General features: G+C 48.7%; 13 protein-coding genes. 11 read left to right on the top strand and 2 right to left on the bottom strand.

Annotated elements, in window-relative coordinates; translation table 11 throughout:
• The first annotated feature begins 10 nt into the window (after window positions 1–10).
• The 10 genes from nuoL to K7B07_RS06020 all read left to right on the top strand — a co-directional run bounded on the left by nuoL (window position 11) and on the right by K7B07_RS06020 (window position 11,802).
• Window positions 11–1,921 (top strand): NADH-quinone oxidoreductase subunit L, encoded by a 1,911-nt coding sequence (gene nuoL / locus K7B07_RS06065; protein ID WP_223708253.1) that lies wholly within the window; start codon window positions 11–13, stop codon window positions 1,919–1,921.
• Between the two features lie 90 nt (window positions 1,922–2,011).
• Window positions 2,012–3,490 (top strand): complex I subunit 4 family protein, encoded by a 1,479-nt coding sequence (locus K7B07_RS06060; RefSeq protein ID WP_223708251.1) that lies wholly within the window; start codon window positions 2,012–2,014, stop codon window positions 3,488–3,490.
• Window positions 3,491–3,500: 10 nt separating this feature from the next.
• Complete coding sequence (locus tag K7B07_RS06055) at window positions 3,501–4,874, top strand: NADH-quinone oxidoreductase subunit N (protein ID WP_223708250.1); 1,374 nt, start codon at window positions 3,501–3,503, stop codon at window positions 4,872–4,874.
• A gap of 128 nt (window positions 4,875–5,002) precedes the next feature.
• Entirely contained in the window at window positions 5,003–6,283 is a 1,281-nt protein-coding gene (locus tag K7B07_RS06050; protein WP_223708248.1) for an ABC transporter permease, read from the top strand.
• Between the two features lie 228 nt (window positions 6,284–6,511).
• Window positions 6,512–7,366 (top strand): MotA/TolQ/ExbB proton channel family protein, encoded by an 855-nt coding sequence (locus K7B07_RS06045; RefSeq protein WP_223708246.1) that lies wholly within the window; start codon window positions 6,512–6,514, stop codon window positions 7,364–7,366.
• Window positions 7,367–7,438: 72 nt separating this feature from the next.
• Entirely contained in the window at window positions 7,439–8,092 is a 654-nt protein-coding gene (locus tag K7B07_RS06040; protein WP_223708244.1) for an ExbD/TolR family protein, read from the top strand.
• A 38-nt stretch (window positions 8,093–8,130) separates the two neighbouring features.
• On the top strand, window positions 8,131–8,763 hold the full coding sequence (locus K7B07_RS06035; protein WP_223708243.1) for an ExbD/TolR family protein: 633 nt from the start codon (window positions 8,131–8,133) through the stop codon (window positions 8,761–8,763).
• 57 nt (window positions 8,764–8,820) lie between these two features.
• Window positions 8,821–9,651 (top strand): energy transducer TonB, encoded by an 831-nt coding sequence (locus K7B07_RS06030; RefSeq protein WP_223708241.1) that lies wholly within the window; start codon window positions 8,821–8,823, stop codon window positions 9,649–9,651.
• Between the two features lie 132 nt (window positions 9,652–9,783).
• The gene (locus tag K7B07_RS06025; RefSeq protein ID WP_223708239.1) at window positions 9,784–10,734 is read left to right on the top strand and encodes a hypothetical protein; all 951 of its coding nucleotides are present in this window, start codon (window positions 9,784–9,786) and stop codon (window positions 10,732–10,734) included.
• 138 nt (window positions 10,735–10,872) lie between these two features.
• Window positions 10,873–11,802 (top strand): TIGR01777 family oxidoreductase, encoded by a 930-nt coding sequence (locus K7B07_RS06020; RefSeq protein ID WP_223708237.1) that lies wholly within the window; start codon window positions 10,873–10,875, stop codon window positions 11,800–11,802.
• Here K7B07_RS06020 and K7B07_RS06015 read toward each other — a convergent pair whose 3' ends face one another.
• Both K7B07_RS06015 and K7B07_RS06010 read right to left on the bottom strand, forming a co-directional pair.
• Window positions 11,803–12,621 carry an ABC transporter permease gene (locus tag K7B07_RS06015; RefSeq protein WP_223708235.1) on the bottom strand — a complete coding sequence of 273 codons (819 nt, stop codon included), beginning with the start codon at window positions 12,619–12,621 and terminating at the stop codon, window positions 11,803–11,805.
• Between the two features lie 53 nt (window positions 12,622–12,674).
• The gene (locus K7B07_RS06010; RefSeq protein WP_223708234.1) at window positions 12,675–13,589 is read right to left on the bottom strand and encodes an ABC transporter ATP-binding protein; all 915 of its coding nucleotides are present in this window, start codon (window positions 13,587–13,589) and stop codon (window positions 12,675–12,677) included.
• 430 nt (window positions 13,590–14,019) lie between these two features.
• On the opposite strand from K7B07_RS06010, the gene K7B07_RS06005 reads away from it, so the two are divergent.
• Window positions 14,020–16,377 (top strand): 3-hydroxyacyl-CoA dehydrogenase/enoyl-CoA hydratase family protein, encoded by a 2,358-nt coding sequence (locus tag K7B07_RS06005; protein WP_223708232.1) that lies wholly within the window; start codon window positions 14,020–14,022, stop codon window positions 16,375–16,377.
• Window positions 16,378–16,411 lie beyond the last annotated feature (34 nt).

Genomic DNA, 16,411 nt, shown 5'->3' with positions numbered 1-16,411 from the left:
TCTCTTTATTATGAATAATGTGTTAGATATCGTTTATTGGATCCCGCTGCTGCCATTGCTGGGGTGTATCATAAACGGATTGGGAAGAAAAAGTTTATCAAAAGGAGCCGTTGGGTTCATCGGGAGCGGGGTGATACTGGCGTCCTTTATTTTAAGTCTCTGGGCGTTTTTCCAGGTAAGCGGAGGCAATGTGCATACCGCCGAGTACTTCCCGTTTATCAATGTCGGGAACCTGAAGATCCCGTTCGCATTCCGGATCGATCAGCTGTCGGCCATCTGGCTGCTGATCATCACGGGTATCGGTTTTCTGATCCATGTGTATTCCACTTCTTATATGCATGATGAAAAGCCGGAACATTTCGGAAGATATTTTGCGTATCTGAATCTTTTTGTTTTCTCGATGCTGCTGCTGGTGATGGGCGCCAATTTTGTGATCATGTTCATCGGCTGGGAGGGCGTTGGCTTGTGCTCTTACCTGCTGATCGGTTTCTGGTTTAAGAAAAAGGAATACAGCAAGGCGGCCAACAAAGCGTTTATCATGAACCGGATCGGTGACCTGGCCTTCCTGATCGCATTGTTCATGCTTATTCATAAAACGGGCACCACTACGTTCAGTGAGATCCTCGCTCCGGATTCCCTGCAGAAGCATTTTTCAGGGAGGGAATTGACCATGATCACCCTGTTGTTATTTGTAGGGGCCACCGGAAAAAGCGCCCAGATACCGCTGTACACCTGGTTGCCGGATGCGATGGCTGGTCCCACGCCGGTGTCTGCGCTGATCCACGCGGCTACGATGGTGACCGCAGGTATCTATATGATCGCCCGGACCAACCTGATGTTCTCAATGGCGCCGGCCACGCTGAACGTGATTGCGGTCATTGGTATCGCTACCGCATTGCTGGCAGCTACGATTGCCCTTAAACAAAATGATATTAAAAAAGTACTGGCCTATTCTACAGTGAGCCAGCTGGGGTATATGTTCCTCGCCCTGGGTAGCGGCGCTTATGTAGCCGCGGTTTTTCATGTAATGACACATGCGTTCTTTAAAGCCCTGCTGTTCCTCGGCAGCGGCAGCGTGATCCATGCCATGGGGGGCGAACAGGACATGCGCAAAATGGGCGGATTGTCGAAATACATGAAGATCACCAATATCACCTTTCTGCTGGGCTGTCTGGCCATTGCAGGAATACCGGGTTTCTCCGGCTTTTTCTCGAAGGATGAGATCCTGGCGGGTGCTTTTGCAAAATCGCCGGTATGGTACGTACTGGGTCTGATCGGCGCTTTATTTACCGCTTTCTATATGTTCCGGTTATACGCCACCACATTTAAAGGCAGTTTCCGTGGCACGCAGGAACAGGAGCATCACCTGCACGAAAGTCCTGCGGCCATTACCGTTCCATTGATCATACTGGCGATCCTTTCCGTTATCGGCGGATTTGTGGGAGTGCCGGAATTTATGGCGCATGGAGCACATGCACTGGCTGATTTTCTGCAGCCGGTATTTAAAGATTCATATGCTGTGCTACCCGCACATGAGGCAAGCCACAGCACTGAATGGCTACTGGCCGGATTGTCCTCCGTCCTGGTGATCATTGTAGTGATCGTTGCCTGGAACCGGTTCTCGAAAAAACCGGACCTGGGGCCTGCTACCGGCCTCGGAAAAGTATTGGAGAACAAATGGTATGTGGATGAACTGTATGATACGGTCATTGTAAAGCCGCTGAATGCGCTGAGCTCATTCCTAGGCAATGTCATCGACCGGAAAGTAGTGGATGGTGTGGTGAACGGTGTGGGCCGCCTGGTCAACTACGGCGGCCGCCAGCTGCGCTGGCTGCAGAGCGGTCAGACGGGGGCTTATATCCTGATGATGGTGCTGGGAATGGTGCTGATTTTTGTTGTGCAGTTCTTTTTGAGGAAATAATAAGCATTGGATCACTGGAGAAATTCGAAACCTGGAGCCTGATCCCGATAGTGATCGGGACACAATACTGAAAAATCTGAATACTGAAATATGATCGCATTGTTGTTGATACTGGTGCCTTTAGTGAGTGGACTGGCTACGTTTCTGATAAAAAAGGAGGAACAGGTAAGGACCTGGTCGTTACTGGCAGCCATTCTGACATTTATCATTGCCCTCCTTGGCGTTGCCGTTTATGCGGCACCGGGTTGCTGGACGTTCCGCGCCAACTGGATGGGATTGCTGAACAGCAGCTTTTCATTAAAAGGCGACGGAATGGGAATTATGCTGTGCCTGCTTACCGCGCTGTGTTATCCCATTATTTTTCTTTCCACCTGGACGACAGCCTATAAGAAGGTGAATAATTTTTTCGGACTGATGTTATTGACGCAGGCCGGCCTTATGGGCGTGTTCCTGGCAATGGATGCCCTGTTGTTTTATTTCTTCTGGGAACTGGCCCTGATCCCTGTTTATTTTATCTGTTCCCAATGGGGCGGGGAGAAGCGCATTGCGGTTATCTTTAAATTCTTTATCTACACCTTTATTGGTTCGCTGTTAATGCTGGTGGGCATTCTTTATGTGTATTCGCGCACTGCCGGCCAGTCTTTTGATATCACTGCTTTTTATAATGCCGGTCTTTCTGTTAAAGAACAATCCTGGCTCTTCTGGCTGTTCTTTGTGGCCTTTGCGGTGAAGATGCCGGTCTTCCCTTTTCATACCTGGCAGCCGGATACGTATCAGCAGTCGCCTACGGCCGCAACAATGGTACTGAGCGCCCTGATGGTGAAGATGGGGGTACTGGGTTTGTTGCGCTGGCTGTTGCCGGTGCTGCCAATGGCTTCTTATCTCAACGGGGATACTGTTTCCCTGCTGGCGGTTACGGGTATTATTTATGCTTCGCTGATCGCGATGCGCCAGGATGATATGAAGCGGCTGGTGGCCTATTCCTCCATTGCGCATATCGGGCTGATGTGTGTGGCCGTTTTTGCGGAAGATAAAAGCGCGCTGCAGGGTACCCTGATCCAGATGTTCTCGCACGGGATTAACATCCTGGGAATGTGGGTAGTGGTGGAAATTATTGAACGCAAATTCGGAACGGTGAAAATATCCGCGCTGGGCGGCATTGCGCAAAAGGCACCGGCACTTACCTTCTTTTTTGTCATTATCGCTTTTGCAAATATCGCCCTGCCGCTCAGCAATGCCTTTATCGGTGAGTTCCTGATGTTCAAAGGCATCCTCGGATCCAGGGTATCGGAGCATGGTACGCTGATGATGGCTACTGCGGGGCTTGGTGTTATCCTGGGAGCCGTATATACCCTTCGTTTGGGCCGGAAAGTGTTTTTTGGCGCTACCAATGCGCTGACCGAAAAAGGCACGGATATCGCTTTTCAGGAGAAAGCGATCCTTACGATCATCATCGGTGCGATCCTGATCGTGGGTATTTATCCGCAGCCATTCCTGAATGCGATGGATCAGATCAGTCAATCAATTTTAAAAAATTCAGATGTGCTGCCCTTGTTGAGGAAGCATTAAGAGAAACAATATGAACGCAGTATTATTTTCAGGTTTGTTAGGTGTAATGATGATGTTCGCCAGCTTTTTGTTTAAAACAAAAGCACCGGTGCGGATACTGGCCATTCTGGGCATTGTGTTATTGCTGGTGGTCAATGTGCTGGAATCCAAAGGCATCCGGTTGTTCCATATGAACACCGCAGGATTTCTTTCATTTACCGGCTATGCGCTGTTCTTCAACACGATCATTATTGCCTGCACGCTGATCTATTTCCTGGTATCTTCAAAGGATATGGAAAAGGTCGGCAGTCATTATGCCGAATATTTTGCGCTGATCTTTTTCATCCTGGCCGGTACGTTCCTGGTAACCTCCTTTACCAACCTGCTGATGTTGTTCCTTGGAATTGAGATCATTTCCATCCCGCTTTATATCCTTACCGGTTCTGCAAAAAAAGACCTGAAGAGCAATGAAGCGGCGCTGAAATATTTCCTGATGGGCGCGTTTTCCACCGGCATTATGCTGATGGGGATCGCTCTGATCTACGGCGCTACGGGTACATTTGAGATCGCCAAAATGAATATAGCGGAGCTGCTGAAATCCAACCTGCTGACCGCCGGCATGCTGATGTTGCTGTTCTCCATGTGTTTTAAGGTTTCGGTAGCGCCTTTTCATTTCTGGACACCGGATGTATACGACGGGGCTCCCAATGTGTTCACCTCTTTTATGGCCACGATTGTTAAAGTGGGCATTTTCGCCGGGTTCCTTCACCTGTTTTATACGGCATTCGACAAAACGACAATTCAATGGAAGCTATGGCTGGCGGTGCTGGCAGCACTGACATTGTTTGTAGGAAATATCACTGCGGTATTCCAGCAAAGCGTAAAACGGATGCTGGCCTATTCCAGTATTTCACAGGCGGGGTTCATGCTGTTTGCGCTGGTAGCTATGAATGAAACGGCACATGAAGGATTGTTGCTCTATGCGGTTGCCTATTGCCTGGCCACCATCGGAGTGTTTGGGGTGATCAGCAAGATGACGGATTACTCCTTCGATGGTTTTAACGGCCTTGCCGGGCATCAGCCGCTTGTGGCGTTATGTGTTACTATTTTTATGTTGTCCCTGGCAGGAATCCCTTTGTCTGCGGGCTTCCTGGCCAAGTTTTATATGCTGAAGGCGGTGATCCAATCGGGCGGATACCTGTGGCTGGTGATCTTTGGGGTACTGATGGCCGCTGTTAGTGCCTACTACTATTTCCGGGTGATACAGGCCATGTATTTCAAACAGGGGCCGAATCATTTTTCAGGGATCAGTTCCTTTGAGAAGTACACACTGGTGGCCATTTGCGTGCTCATCGTTTTTACCGGTCTTTTCCCCAATGTGATCTTCAGCTGGCTGTATTTTTAAAAAACCAGTCACGCTCACTATCTGAATTCCCAATTCTCAATTCTGACAGCTGACAGCTAAATGCTGACAGTTTCGGCTGGCCGGTAATTTAACGCCTGAACCTCAACCATTCCCTGTAACTTAGCAAGGTGAAATTTACAGACACATTGCTGCTTGCGTTCCGGACGGTTAAAAGTAATAAGCTGCGTACCGGACTTACGGTTACCATTATTGCATTTGGCATTATGGCCCTGGTGGGTATCATCACGGCGATCAAGGCCATGAATCAGAAATTTTCCGAAAGCTTTTCTTCCATGGGCGCCAATGGGTTTACCATTCGCTTTAAAGAGCGGAACATGAATTTTGGCGGAGGCCGCAACGATGATCTTGCCGTTTCAAAAAAAGGGAAAAAGGAAAAACAATCTAATCTTAATAAGGTCATTACGAAACAAGAGGCCGAATATTTTATACAGCATTACCGGTTCCCGGGTGCCGTGGCCGGCATCTCCGTATTTGGCGGAAGAAGCAGTATCCTTTCCTTTGGAGATAAGAAGACCAGTCCGAATGTAGTGCTGCTGGCCGGTGATGATCAATACCTGGGGCTGAATGCCTATAAGGTGTTGTATGGCCGGAACTTTACGGCAGGTGAGGTACGGAACGGACAGAATGTATGTGTGCTGGGGTTTGATGTGGCTAAAAGTTTTTTTGGAGAGGCGATGGACAAAGGCGTGAATACGACCATACGTATCAACAATATCCCCTACCGGGTGCTGGGCATCCTGGAGGGCAAAGGGTCCACTTTTGGCTTCAGCCGGGACAATATGGTGGTAACGGGTTACCAGAACTGGGAGCGGAATTTCGGCACTGCCGGGGCCTCCTATGTTATTGCTGTAAAAGTCAATGATTTGAAACAGCTGGATGCCGCCATGGGAGAGGCCGAGAGCTTCTTCCGTTCCGTGCGGAAAAACAATATTACGGAAGCCAGCAATTTTGCACTGGATAAAAGCGACAGTGCCGTGCAAACCGCAATGAATGTGCTGCGCTATATCCGCTGGGCGGCTGTTGTGATCGGGGTGATCACCTTGCTCGGGGCCGCTATCGGATTGATGAATATTATGCTGGTATCCGTCTCCGAGCGGACCAAGGAAGTGGGGCTGGTAAAAGCCCTGGGCGGGAAAAAACGGTCCGTAAAAACACAGTTCCTGCTGGAGGCGGTGATCATCAGTGTGCTGGGCGCTATGCTCGGTATCCTGCTGGGAATCATTATCGGTAACCTGTTTTCAATGGTGCTGAACACCGGTTTTGTAGTGCCCTGGGATTGGGTGTTATATGGAATTGTCATTTGTACAATTGTAGGCCTGGGAGCGGGAATTTATCCGGCTGTAAAGGCTGGAAAACTCAATCCGATCGATGCGTTGCGCTATGAATAAAAAAAACAATACCGGAGGGATTTTATTGAATGCCGTAAAATCAAAAAGGGGTTTAACTAAAATTATGTCAACATTTTTTTGTTTTTTTTGATTAATTGTGAAAAAAGTTTAACTTCAAACGATTAAAAAAAAATAATGACGAAAAATTTTGTTGTTTGATTTTTTTTGTTAGAATTGTACACTCAAATAAACTTGTTCAATATTTAAAAAACTAAAAAAACTAAGATCATGGCTGAGACAAATCAAGCGAAGCCCGTAACGGCTACTACTTCTGTTCAACCTAAAAAAAGCAGTAATCTGATTTCGTGGGTGGCGCCCATTCTGTGTATTGTTGCCGGGTATTGTATATGGCGCTTTGTGATTGGCGCGGATTCTGGGTTTGACCAGCCTGATAAGGCCGGAGGATTTTGGCCTGGCCATAAAGGCCCCAAAGGAGCCTTTCACCGGATCTATGAAGGCGGTATCATCGTACCGTTGCTGATCGGCATGTTGCTGATGGTAATTGTGTTTGCTATCGAAAGATTCCTGACGATCGCTAAAGCGCTGGGTAAAGGGAACAACAGTAATTTTATCCGTAAGGTACAGTACCACCTGGCCAATAAGAATGTGGATGCAGCAATTGCTGAGTGCGACAAACAAAAAGGTTCTGTTGGTAATGTAATGAAAGCAGGGCTGCGTCGCTATAAAGAAATGATCGGGGAAACCGGTTTGGAAACCGAACAGAAAATTGCAGCGATTCAGAAAGAAGTGGAAGAAGCCACTGCACTGGAACTGCCGATGCTTCAGAAGAACCTGGTATTCTTATCCACCATTGTATCTACCGGTACGCTGATCGCGTTGTTAGGTACGGTAATGGGGATGATCAAATCGTTCTCTAACCTGGGTGAAGGCGGCGGCGGTAACGCAGCTGAACTGGCGATCGGTATCTCTGAGGCCCTGTATAACACGGCATTAGGTATCGGTACCTCTGCGCTGGCCCTTATCATTTACAACATGCTTACCACCCGTATTGACAGCATTACACATGGTATTGACGAATCTGGTTTTACCCTGACCCAGTCCTTTGCTTCTCTGTATAAATAATCTTTATACAGGAAGAAAAGAATTTTATGGAATAAAACAGATTTTTCGTCTTATATCAAAATAGAGTCAATAATGGCAAAAGCAAAAATACAAAAGAAGTCGACGGATACGGATATGACGCCCTTTGTGGACGTCGCGTTCCTGATCCTGTCCTTCTTTATCATGGCTACAAAATTCAAACCGGCTGAGCCAGTTCCGATCGAAACGCCTAATTCTGTTTCATCCCAGACGATGCCTGATAACAATGCGGTTATGATGAGCATTGACAAGGATAACAAGGTGTATTTTTCGGTAATGTCCAAATCCGATGTTCAAAAAGGAAAGGAGGTTATCAAAGAAGCCGCTAAAAGAGCAGGACTCACCCTTACGGATGCTGACCTGGCTCAGTACCAGGATGGAGAAATGATCGGAATGCCTCTTAATAAGATAAAAGGATTTATGGCGCTTCCTCCGGCAGAACGGGGAAAAGTTGCACAGGACGGGATCCCCGTTAAAGATTCGGCCACCAGCGAGCTGGTGAACTGGATCGGTGCGGCAAAATATGTTTTCGCCGGTGAGCCATTGAAATATCTTGTTAAAGGAGATAATACTTCAAAGTATCCGACTTTCGGGGCTGTCATTGATGCCATGAAACGCAATGATGAGCAGAAGTACAACCTGGTGACCATGCCGCAGGATGCGCCTGCAGGAACCGAGTTGTACCAGGAGCGGTTAAAAGGAAAATAAATTCAATCACCTACTATAACCAGTAAAAAGAAAAAATTATGGCAAGTTTAGATACTGGCGGCGATGAAGGGCATAAGAAAGGCCCCGGGGTCAAGAAGGCCAAGAAACTGAATACCCGGGTGGATATGACTCCGATGGTGGACCTGGGATTTCTCCTGATCACCTTCTTTATCTTTACGGCAACAATGAGCAATCCGACTACAATGGATTTGAACATGCCGAAGGATACAGACAAGAAGGATGAGGAAACCAAGATCAAGCAATCGGGTTCATTGAGCGTTATACTGGGAAAAGATAACAGCCTCTTTTATTATGAAGGGGAGCTGGATGCAACAGCTTCCGGTTTTAAATCCGCTACATATAAAGAAATCCGGGATATCGTCATCCGTAAAAAGAAAGAAGTGATCTCCCGTTATGTAACAGACCCGGTTTGCGAAAGTGAGGCCAAGGCAAAAGGTAAATCCATTGATGATTGTAAACAAAAGGACTTTTTTGTGGTGATCAAGCCCACGGAGGATGCTACATATAAAAATGTAGTGGACATGCTGGATGAAATGACCATCAATAAAGTAGCCCGTTACGCATTGGTGAAACCTTTTGACTCGGAACTGGAATTAGTCCGTTTGTCCGGTGGTGGTGGGCCCGCAGCAGCAACCCCACCTGCCAAGTAAAAATTCCGTATGGAATTTTTCGAAAAATGCATCATATTAAAAAAAGTAATTTAGATAATGGAAGCCAATAAAATTTTATCCTCTGATCTTCTGGATATAGTGTTTGAAGGGCGGAACAAGGACTACGGAGCCTACGAGCTTCGCCGCACCTATAACAAACGCGTCTGGAAAGCACTGGCGATAACGGTAGTGGCCGCTGTGGTTATTGCTGGTCTGGTGGTGTTAAAAAGCCAGATGAAATCCCCCGTCCAGGAGAAAGTAAAAATGGAGGAAGTTACCATTCAGGAAATTAAGCAGGAAGAGAAGAAGGAAGAGCCGCCACCGCCGCCGCCACCTCCTCCTCCCAAGGTAGAGCCACCTCCCAAAATTGAAACAAAAGCATTTACACCTCCCAAGATTGTAAAGGATGAAGAGGTGAAACAACCACCTCCTGTACAGGAAGAGTTGAAGGAGACCAAGATCGGTACCATCAACCAGGAAGGGGTGAAGGATGTGGGAATCGTTGTTCCTCCGGCGGGTGTTGATGGCGGTAAGGGTATCGTGGAAACGAAACCTGTGGAAAAAGAACCCGAGATCTTTACAAAAGTAGAACAGGATGCCCAGTACAATGGTGATTGGGGCCGTTACCTGCAGACCAACCTCAGAGGGGATGTGCCTGTTGAAAACGGAGCTACAGCCGGGAACTATCAGGTAGTTGTTCAGTTTGTGGTGGATGTACAGGGGAATGTGAGCGATGTAAAAGTGATCAAAGACCCTGGTTTCGGAATGGGTTCAGAAGCTGTTCGTGTAATTAAAAAATCCGGTAAGTGGAAACCTGCCATTCAGAACGGAAGACAGGTAAAAGCCTACAGAAAGCAGCCGATCACCTTCCAGGTTACCGAAGGTTAAGTTTTAAGAATATTGAATCAAAAATCCTCATTTGAAAAAATGAGGATTTTTTTTTAATGGTATAATTGTTGAGGTTAAATTTTAATATTTTTTCTACAGTTCTCTATTGTTCATTATTTAAAACAAAACAGGATGGCAAAGGAAAAAAAAGCGGCTTCAAAAAAAGGAGGCTCCCCCAAGAAAGCAACTGCAAAAAAGACTGATTCCAAAAAAAAGAAAAATGCTGCTCCCAAAAAGGATGATAAGAAAGCAAAAAAAGCGGCAGCCCGAAAACTGAAACAACAGACCAAAGCACAGAAAAAAGCTGTCAAAAAAGAAAAGAAGGCAGGAAAAGCAGTAAAATCTACAGCCTCCCGCGCAGCGACACAAAAATCTGCAGCTCCTAAAACGGTGGCAAAAAAAGCGCCGGCCGGCTCTAAAGGAACAACCGGTAAAGCAGCTGCCAGGAAATCCGCGGCCATAAAGAAATCGGCTCCGGCAACAAAAAAAGCAGCGGTAAAAAAAGCAGCCGCGAAAAAGACCGCAGCCAGGAAAACAACAACAGTGACAGCAAAACCGGCGAAGAAGGTTGCTGTTAAAAAGACCGTGGTAAAGAAAGCAGCGGTTAAAAAAGCCACAGCAAAAAAGGCCGCAACTGTGAAAAAAGCCCCGGTAAAACAAGTGCCGAAAAAGACCGCCATCCGTACCGCAGCAGTAAACGCCCCTAAAAAGAAAGCCCCGGCAAAAAAAGTATCGAAACCGCCGGTTCCGGCAGCGATCGTTAAAGAAAACAGTGTTGCCGAAATAAAGATACCGGCATTAGAAGAACCTATAATTGCGGCGCCGGTGATGGAGCCATCCGAATTGAGCGAAGTGGCAAATGTTGAAAATACCATTCCGGAATTGCCCGCAGCCCCGGAAACAGGTGCAGGCGAAAAAGCCGCTGATGCAGGAATTATAGAAGAACGTCCGCATGATCCCGTTCCGGAAGCATTCCGCGAAAAGCCACATGATCCTTTTCATGGCCATAATGATCCTGTTTCCGGCAAGGGCATGGATACGCCGCTGCCCAAGAAACCGCTGGGCGGAGCGCGAAAGAAATAATTGAATAAGAGATAAGGGGCTGTCTTCAAGAGTCTGTTTGCTATTATGCTGAACCTGGTTCAGCAGCTTTCGATAACCATCGGAAGAATGTGATAATCCAGACTTCTGACGACAGCCTCTTTTTCCTTAACCCGCAGTATGTCCATTGTAATAGTAACCGGAGGTACCGGAATGATCGGCAGGGCCGTTATAACGCAACTCCTGGAAAGGGGGTATGAAGTTGTTGTGTTCACCCGCGACCGGTCCCTTCTGCAGCATACAGAGCAGAGAATACGCTATGCCTACTGGAACATCAAAACCGGGGAAGTGGACCATAAAGTGCTGGAGGCCGCCGATTATATTATCCATCTGGCAGGTGCCAGCCTTATGGAACAGCGCTGGTCGGCCCGCCGGAAAAAGGAGATTGTGGACAGCCGGGTGCAGAGCGGTGTCTTGTTGTCGGAAAACCTGTTGAAGCGGCCGCACCGGTTAAAAGCCTTTATCAGCGCCTCGGCCATCGGCTGGTACGGGCAGGATCCGGAAGTGCCAAATCCTGCGCCTTTCCGGGAGGATCAGCCTGCGGCCTCCGATTTTTTGGGCAACTGCTGTATGCAATGGGAGCAAAGCATTGCCTCACTGGCTGCATCCGGGATCCGCGTGGTGTACCTCAGAACCGGTATTGTGCTGGCACCCCATGGAGGGGTAATGCAGCAATTTGAACGGGCATTGAAATGGAGGATCGCCGCTGTGCCGGGCAATGGCTGCCAGGTGGTAAGCTGGATCCATATCGATGACCTCGTTACATTGTACCTGACAGCAATGGAAAACGGATCTTATCATGGCGCTTATAACGCGGCGGCCCCGCTCCCTGTGTCAAATGCTGTATTGACGGAGGCCTTGGCAACACATAAATATGGCCGGTCCTTTATTACCCTGCCGGTACCGGCGCCCCTGCTGAAATTGGTAATGGGCGAAATGGGCGCGGAAGCGTTAAAAAGCACAACGGTAAGCGCTGCAAAGGTATTATCCCATGGGTTCCGGTTCCGCTATCCGGATATTGATACTGCGCTGGCTCAGCTGATAAAATGATCAGGTCTTGAGATCCGCATTCCTGTAATAGCGGAAGATCCCGTACAACATCAGAGTGCCATAAATGACTGCAGTGATCAGCAGGTTCAGGTCCGGAACGGTGCGAAGCTCGATATTGGATGGTTTGAACGGATTGGGTATGAGTGAATCGGAACTTTCCAGGGGAAGAAAATACCCCAGCTGACTTTTCCGGAACGTAAGTACCAGCCACAGCAGATTATCGATAACAAATACATACCCGAAATATACCACAATGGCGAGCCCGGTCCGCTTGATCAGTATGGCAACCAGAAAAGCCACCACCAGGTACAGCGTGGCCATGAGGGCATAGTAGCCGACGTAGCGTATGTTTTCAAAGATCGATACAGATGACAGATCGGGCGTGAACAACAATCCGCATACCAGTCCGCAAAGGAATACCATCACGGTGGTGCTCACTACAAAAAAGAGCAGCATGCTCAGCTTCGCGGTTATAAAGTCGGTACGGCTCCAGCCGTCGATGATATTCTGCCGGTGGGTCTTATACTGGACCTCATTGGTGACAAGAAGGATAAAGAGCATACCGATGATAATAAAGAACAATCCCCCAAACCAGGCAGCGCCCCGCCACACGTTCGGAAAAATGAATGGAGCGCTGAGCAGGCTCTTCATTATTGCCGTCTCCATGTTTTTCCCTTCCATCTGGTTGATCTGGTGCATGAACCGGTCGGCCGTCATCAGCAATGTAGCCGGAAGGAAAATAAAAAAAGAACCAAACAGTATCCAGAAGGTGCGGTAGCTTTTTACTTTCAGCCATTCGGTTTTAAAAAGTTGTAGCATAAGAAGCATGAATTAGATGTGTGTTAATACAAAGACCGGATCGGAATGTTGCTTTAGCGGTCGCTGCTGGAGCCGGTGATTTCAAGGAACCGGGTCTCAAGACTTTTCTTTTTAAGTGCCAGGTAATGGAGCGTGACGCCTTTTTCAAAACAATACTGGTTGAGCCGTTGCGGTGTCAGCGACGGATCGCCTGCTACCCGGAGGATGCCTGCTTTTACCGTGCATTCTTTTACGCCGCTCATCCCGGTAAGGAGCTGTTGCAATCCCGGCAGGTCATCTGCCGCCACCTCGATCAGTACGGCTCCTTCCGGTTCACCGGCATGCAACACATCGCTTACGGTACCGCTTGCTTTCACATTACCTTTCTGGATAATAGTTACATGAGTGCATACTTTTTCCACTTCATCCAGTATATGACTGGCCATAATAATGGTCTTTCCTGAATCATGCAGCTGAAGAATCAGCTGCCGGATCTCGGCGATGCCGGCAGGGTCCAGGCCATTGGTGGGCTCATCAAAAACAAGTATGTCAGGGTTCCCCAGTAATGCGGCTGCAATGGACAGGCGCTGCTTCATGCCCAGGGAGTAGGTGCTGAAGGCGGAATGGCGGCGTTCGAAAAGATTAACGGTCTGCAACACCCGGGGGATATCGCTTTTATCACGGTTCTTGATAGCGGCCGCAATTTCCAGGTTGCGCTCAGCGCTCAGGTAGGGATAAAAATTAGGCGTTTCCAGCAGCGTGCCGATCCGTTTTCGCTGCTGTTCATTTCCGGTATGACCGTTCCACAGATAGGTACCGGAGCTGGGTTTCAATACATCCATTACGATGCCCAGGAGGGTGGTCTTGCCACTTCCGTTGGGTCCCAGGATCCCGTATACCGATCCCGGAGGCACCTGAAGGCTTACACCGTTCAGCGCCTGTACGGCACCATAGTTTTTTGAAAGTTCCTGTGTTGATAATACACTCATAGATGCTTCGGATTTACTGTATCAAATGTATTATTAATTGATCCGGCACAAGAAATAAAATCGGCAAAGCCACAACAGGAGGAGGTGAACGCCCGGTGCTGTCTTCCGGTGCCGGAACGTAAGCTGCTGAGAACGGACACTTGCCGGCAGCGGCCCGGGTACTTATCAGTAAAAACCGGCTGCAACGCCCTTCCCGCCCGGCGGAAGCGGTATGCTGATTTGGCGGTTGTTTTTTGAATTTTGCTTTTTTTCTCCTTACCTTCACAGTAGATAGTTGTTTATCTAACTAATTGTTGTTTGTTTATTGTTTCAATGAAAAAAGTTGTCCGGTGTTTACAGAAGATGCAGGTGCGAATGGCCGATCAGCGGTTGATTCACTTCCGTTCGCACAGACCTGTTAAGCCCTGCAACTCTTAAACATAAATTGTATATGAAACGAATCATTAAAAAAGTTGCCGTTCTTGGAAGTGGTGTAATGGGCTCGCGCATTGCCTGTCATTTTGCAGGCGTTGGCATTCCGGTATTGTTACTGGATATCGCCGCAGAGGGACCGGATAAAAACAAGATCGTAAAAGATGCCCTGGCAGCGGCCGTTAAAAGCAGTCCGTCCCCGGTTTACACAAAGGATGTGGTGAAGAAGATCACCACCGGGAACTTTGATGAGGATCTTAAAAACATCGCCGGCTGTGATTGGGTGATAGAGGTGGTGGTAGAGCGGCTGGACGTCAAACAACAGTTATTTGAAAAAGTGGAGCAATACCGCAAACCCGGAACCCTTATCACTTCCAATACCTCCGGTATCCCGATCCATTTGATGACAGCCGGGCGGAGTGCGGATTTTACACAACATTTCTGCGGTACGCATTTCTTTAATCCCCCGCGCTATCTGCGCCTGCTGGAGATCATTCCCACACCGGATACCGATCCCGCAGTGATCGATTTCCTGCTGGATTTCGGAAGCCATATCCTGGGTAAAACAACCGTGCTTTGTAAGGACACACCGGCCTTTATTGCCAACCGCGTGGGCGTGTTCAGTATCATGGCCATCTTTTCACTGATGGACCAGTTGGGACTGAGCATTGACGAGATCGAATCCTTGACCGGACCGATGATCGGCCGCCCTAAGTCGGCCACCTTCCGCACAGCGGATGTAGTGGGCATCGATACCCTGGTGAAGGTAGCCAACGGGGTGTTTGAAAACTGCCCGGATGATGAGGCCAAACAGTTATTCGTGATCCCTGCCTGGCTCGAAAAAATGGTAGCCAATAAATGGCTGGGAGATAAAACAGGACAGGGATTTTTCAAAAAAATAAAAAACGATAAGGGCGCTTCGGAGATCTTAACACTCGATCTGAAAAGCTTTGAATACGGCCCGCGGGTGAAACCAAAATTTGCCAGCCTGGAAGCCGCAAAACTGATCGAAGAGCTGCCCGCAAAATTAAAAATGCTGATGACCGGCCAGGACAAGGCCGGTGCGTTTTACCGGCAGTTCCATTACCGCCTGTTTTCCTATGTGAGCCACCGGATACCCGAGATCAGCGATGAGCTGTACCGGATTGATGATGCCATGAAGGCGGGCTTTGGCTGGGAGATCGGTCCCTTTGAAAGCTGGGATGCCGTGGGCGTTGCCAAAACCGTGGAGGCCATGAAGGTCGAGGGGTTTACAGTAGCTGCCTGGGTGGACGAGATGCTTGCTGCAGGTAATAAAACTTTCTATGTTGTTGAAAACGGAAGACGCAAAGCCTATGATCCGGGCAGCAGGACCTATAAGGCATTACCGGGTACGGAAGCTTTTATCATTTTAAGTAATTATTCCGATAAGACCGTCTGGAAGAACAACAGTTGCCGGCTTTATGATATCGGTGATGAGGTGCTGGCGCTGCAATGGAACACCAAGATGGGGACGATCGGCGGGGATGTGCTCAGCGGCATCCAGACCTCCATTGAAAAGGCCGAGAAGGATTTCAAAGGACTGGTGATCGCCAATGAGGGTGCTAATTTTTCAGCAGGCGCCAATGTGGGTATGATCTTCATGCTGGCGATCGAACAGGAATATGACGAGCTGGATATGGCCGTTCGGCTGTTCCAGAACACCACCATGCGGGCCCGGTATGCGGCGGTTCCGGTGGTAGTGGCCCCGCACGGCCTGGCTCTGGGTGGCGGCTGTGAGCTGAGCCTGCACGCCGATAAGGTATGTGCGGCTGCTGAAACCTATACCGGGCTGGTGGAACTGGGGGTGGGGCTGATTCCCGGAGGTGGCGGTACCAAGGAATTTGCACTGCGTGCTGCGGATGAGACCCAGAACGGGGAGCCGGAAAACATTCCGCTGCAAAACCGTTTCCTTACTATTGCAACGGCAAAAGTTGGTACTTCTGCGGCGGAGGCTTATGAACTGGGCATTTACCGGAGGGGTACCGACGAAGTGGTGATCAACCAGGACCTACGGATCGCAGCAGCAAAACGCAGCGTGATAGAATTATACGACAGCGGTTATGTGGCACCGGTGCCCAGGACGGATATCAAGGTGCAGGGACGCAGTGCGCTGGGGGCCCTGCTGGCAGGTATTAATGGCATGCAGAAGGGTAACTATGCTACCGACCATGACGCGCTGGTGGCAAAAAAGCTGGCCTATGTCATGTGCGGCGGTGATCTCAGCGAACCCACGCTGGTATCGGAGCAATACCTGCTGGACCTGGAACGCCAGAACTTTTTATCGCTTTGCGGTGAGCGTAAAACGCTGGAGCGCCTGCAAAGTGTGATCAAGACGGGGAAGCCGGTGCGGAATTAAAACATGACAACAGTGTTATTTATTACGGGGTCAT

It is taken from the genome of Niabella beijingensis (assembly GCF_020034665.1).
In the GTDB taxonomy this organism is placed as follows: Bacteria; Bacteroidota; Bacteroidia; order Chitinophagales; family Chitinophagaceae; genus Niabella; species Niabella beijingensis.
This window is presented reverse-complemented; position numbering and strand designations above follow the sequence as displayed.

Coding starts and splice junctions, on each gene's coding strand:
- K7B07_RS06055 (WP_223708250.1), top strand. CDS start 3,501: ATGAACGCAGTATTATTTTCAGGTTTGTTAGGTGTAATGATGATGTTC.
- K7B07_RS06025 (WP_223708239.1), top strand. CDS start 9,784: ATGGCAAAGGAAAAAAAAGCGGCTTCAAAAAAAGGAGGCTCCCCCAAG.
- K7B07_RS06035 (WP_223708243.1), top strand. CDS start 8,131: ATGGCAAGTTTAGATACTGGCGGCGATGAAGGGCATAAGAAAGGCCCC.
- K7B07_RS06060 (WP_223708251.1), top strand. CDS start 2,012: ATGATCGCATTGTTGTTGATACTGGTGCCTTTAGTGAGTGGACTGGCT.
- nuoL (WP_223708253.1), top strand. CDS start 11: ATGAATAATGTGTTAGATATCGTTTATTGGATCCCGCTGCTGCCATTG.
- K7B07_RS06040 (WP_223708244.1), top strand. CDS start 7,439: ATGGCAAAAGCAAAAATACAAAAGAAGTCGACGGATACGGATATGACG.
- K7B07_RS06020 (WP_223708237.1), top strand. CDS start 10,873: ATGTCCATTGTAATAGTAACCGGAGGTACCGGAATGATCGGCAGGGCC.
- K7B07_RS06010 (WP_223708234.1), bottom strand. CDS start 13,589: ATGAGTGTATTATCAACACAGGAACTTTCAAAAAACTATGGTGCCGTA.
- K7B07_RS06030 (WP_223708241.1), top strand. CDS start 8,821: ATGGAAGCCAATAAAATTTTATCCTCTGATCTTCTGGATATAGTGTTT.
- K7B07_RS06045 (WP_223708246.1), top strand. CDS start 6,512: ATGGCTGAGACAAATCAAGCGAAGCCCGTAACGGCTACTACTTCTGTT.
- K7B07_RS06005 (WP_223708232.1), top strand. CDS start 14,020: ATGAAACGAATCATTAAAAAAGTTGCCGTTCTTGGAAGTGGTGTAATG.
- K7B07_RS06015 (WP_223708235.1), bottom strand. CDS start 12,621: ATGCTACAACTTTTTAAAACCGAATGGCTGAAAGTAAAAAGCTACCGC.